This is a genomic window from Mesorhizobium sp. M2C.T.Ca.TU.002.02.1.1 (genome assembly GCF_003997225.1).
Genome location: NZ_RZTO01000718.1, coordinates 1 through 3,171, shown reverse-complemented (window position 1 = coordinate 3,171; position 3,171 = coordinate 1). Strand labels below are relative to the sequence as shown.

General features: G+C 65.2%; 2 protein-coding genes. Both read left to right on the top strand.

Annotated elements, in window-relative coordinates; translation table 11 throughout:
• Window positions 1-287: 287 nt before the first annotated feature.
• On the top strand, window positions 288-2,321 hold the full coding sequence (locus EOD07_RS28225; RefSeq protein ID WP_127237716.1) for a lytic transglycosylase domain-containing protein: 2,034 nt from the start codon (window positions 288-290) through the stop codon (window positions 2,319-2,321).
• Between the two features lie 295 nt (window positions 2,322-2,616).
• Window positions 2,617-3,171 (top strand): alpha/beta fold hydrolase (locus EOD07_RS28220; protein WP_127237715.1); only part of this gene is annotated, 555 nt, incomplete at its 3' end.

The window sequence follows — 3,171 nt, the reverse complement described above, 5'->3', positions numbered from 1 at the left end:
TCTCAGCATATCGTCCAAACTCCTTGGAACTTCGTTTGTCTATGCATGTCGTTCTTTCCCGCCATCGGGCGACATGCGTCGGTATCTTATTTGCGCGCCTTCTAACCGAAAGCGAAGCCGCGCACCATAGTCTCGACATGGTTCAGCGGCAAGGATCGCAATAGAGCCAGCGGGTGCAATTCGAACGGCCTCGATAACCTTTTGTTTACGAGCCCTTCACCACCTAAGTTTAGAGTCTGTTTAGGGCTTTCAAGGCCGTACCCGCTGACGATGTGCTAGGATTGAACATGCCGACGAGGCGGCCTCATTTCTTCGCGCTTTTGGGCGCGATCGTCGCGCTGACGCCGACTATGGCGATCGGCGGCAGCGTCGATGCGCGCGTCACGGCTGCAATCCCGGTGCCCGATGCGCCGCAAGCGCCGGGCCTAACGTCGACCGCCCCCGACATAGCGCAACTGAAGAGCGGCCTCGACGCGCTCGCCGCCAACAACATTGCCGGCGCGCGCAATGCGCGCGACACGCTGCCCGCCATTTCGCTCGACCGGCACATCCTGGCGTGGGCGATCGCGCTCTATGGCGGCGACAAGGTGCCGAGCGGCGAGATTGCCGATGCCGCCAAGATGCTGCCCGGGTGGCCGGGCACGATCGCGCTGCGCAAGAACAGCGAGCGCGCGCTCTATCGCGAAAACCCTCCGCCGCAAGTGGTGGTGCAGGCCTTTGGCCGCAGCCAGCCGCTGACGCCGGAAGGCATCATCATCCTTGCCCGCTCGCAGGTGGCGCTTGGCAACCAGGCGGCCGCCCGCGCGGTGCTGGTGCCGTTCTGGCGCAGCGAAAAGCTGGAAGCCAAGGATGAGAGTGCCATCATCAAGGAGTTCGGCACGCTGATTCCGGCGGCCGACCATCGCTACCGTATGGAGCGCATGTTCTATGCCGACCGGCCGTCTTCGGCGCTGCGGGTCGCCGGCCTCGCCGGCGCGCAGCCGCTGGCGGACGCGTGGGCGGCCGCCGACAAGGGCGACAAGAACGCCGCCAGGCTGTTGAAGGCGGTGCCGGCGGCGCAACGCTCGGCAGGCTATTTCTTCGCCGAGGCGGAATATCTGCGCAAGCAGCAGAAATTCGCCGATGCCGCCGCTGTCGTGATGAAGGCGCCAACGAACGGCGATTCGCTGGTCGACCCCGATGCCTGGTGGGTCGAGCGCCGCGTGCTGTCGCGCGAGCTGGTCGACCAGGGCGACATGAAAACCGCCTACAGAATCGTCTCCATGCATGCGGCCGAAAGCCCGGCCAATGCCGCCGAAGCCGAATTCCACGCCGGCTGGTACGCCCTGCGCGGCCTCAACGATCCGGTGACCGCGGCCAGACATTTTACGCGCATCGCCGAGCTCGCGCAGGGACCGGTGTCGCTGTCGCGCGCCTATTACTGGCTCGGCCGCGCGGCGGAAGTGGGCGGCCCGGGCAGCGCCAAGGATTATTTCACGCGCGCGGCCAGCTACGGCACGACCTTCTACGGCCAGCTCGCCGGCGAGCGCGTGGGCTTGAGGACGCTCAACATCGTCTATCCGAAACCGAGCGCGGCCGACCGCCAGAGCTTCGACGGCCGCGAGGCGGTGAGCGCGATCAAGCGGCTGCAGGAGGCGGGCTATGACCGCTACGCCGAAACGCTATACCGCGACCTTGCCGGGCAGCTGACCAGCCCGGGCGAACTGGCGCTGCTTGCGGTGCTGGCCGAAAAGCAAGGCAACCATTTCATGGCGCTGAAGGTCGGCAAGATCGCCGCCCAGCGCGGCATCGATGTCGGCGCGCTGTCGCATCCGCTGGGCGTCATTCCCGATTCGGCCAATATCTCGGGGTCCGGCAAGGCGCTTGCCTATGCCATCGCCCGACAGGAAAGCGAGTTCAACGTCGGCGCCGTCTCCAGCGCCGGAGCGCGCGGCTTGCTGCAATTGATGCCGGGCACCGCCAAGCAGTTGGCTAAGAAGGCCGGCATGAGTTTCTCGCAGGCGCGGCTGACGAGCGATGCCGGCTACAACGCGACGCTGGGCTCGGCTTTCCTCGGCGAGCAGCTCGACCGCTTCGGCGGCTCCTACGTGCTGACCTTCGCCGGCTACAATGCGGGCCCGAACCGCGCCGCCCAGTGGGTGGCGAAGTACGGCGACCCGCGCGGCAAGGACGTGGACGCCGTCGTCGACTGGATCGAGCGGATTCCCTACACGGAAACAAGAAGTTACGTGCAACGCGTGATGGAGAATTACGAGGTCTACAAGATGCGTATTTCGGGGAAATACGACATCGTGGGGGACCTTGTGAACGGACGAGGTTGAGGGCTCCGCGAAACAATCAAGGTCGAGTTCCTTCGCGCCCCCCTCTGTCCTGCCGGACATCTCCCCCACAAGGGGGGAGATCAGCCGTCGGCTCCGCTTTCGCCAATCTCCAACGTTGAATGGGGTCCGCCGCGAGCGAAACTGCCAATCTCCCCCCTCGTGGGGGAGATGTCCGGCAGGACAGAGGGGGGCGCCGTAGAGCTCCGGGCATCTGAGATTTAGGCAGCGGCGCCATTTGACGATCCCTGCCCTCGCCTGTAGCTGTCGATCATCCCCAGCAAGGAGCGGCATTGCGATGGCGAGCGACGAAGGTTTCTCCGACATCTTTTACATCGCGCCCGACGGCCTGAAGCTCCATGCCCGAGTCTATGGTGAGGCACATGCCGGGCTTCCGGTGATCTGCCTTCCCGGCCTTACCCGCAACGCGCGTGACTTCCACGAACTGGCACTTCACCTCTCAGGCAAGGCGGAACGGCCGCGAAAAGTCGTCGCCTTCGACTATCGCGGGCGCGGGCAATCCGACCAAGATCCCGATATCGGCCATTATAATGTCGGGGTCGAAGCCGGTGACGTGCTTGCCGGGCTGTCCGCGCTCGGCATCGAGCAGGCCGCCTTCATCGGCACCTCGCGCGGCGGGCTGATCATCCATGTGCTCGGGGCGTTGAAGCCCGCCGCGCTGAAAGCCATCGTGCTGAACGACATCGGCCCGGTGATCGAGGCGGAGGGCCTCGCCCATATCCGCGCCTATCTCGACCGTGCGCCAAAACCGAAAACATTCGCCGAGGCGGTGGATGCCCAGCGCCGCGTGCATGGCGCCGACTTTCCGGCGCTCAGCGACGCCGACTGGGCG

Bases quoted from the DNA above. Each gene is read 5' to 3' on its own strand.
- EOD07_RS28225 (WP_127237716.1), top strand. From the start codon at position 288: ATGCCGACGAGGCGGCCTCATTTCTTCGCGCTTTTGGGCGCGATCGTC.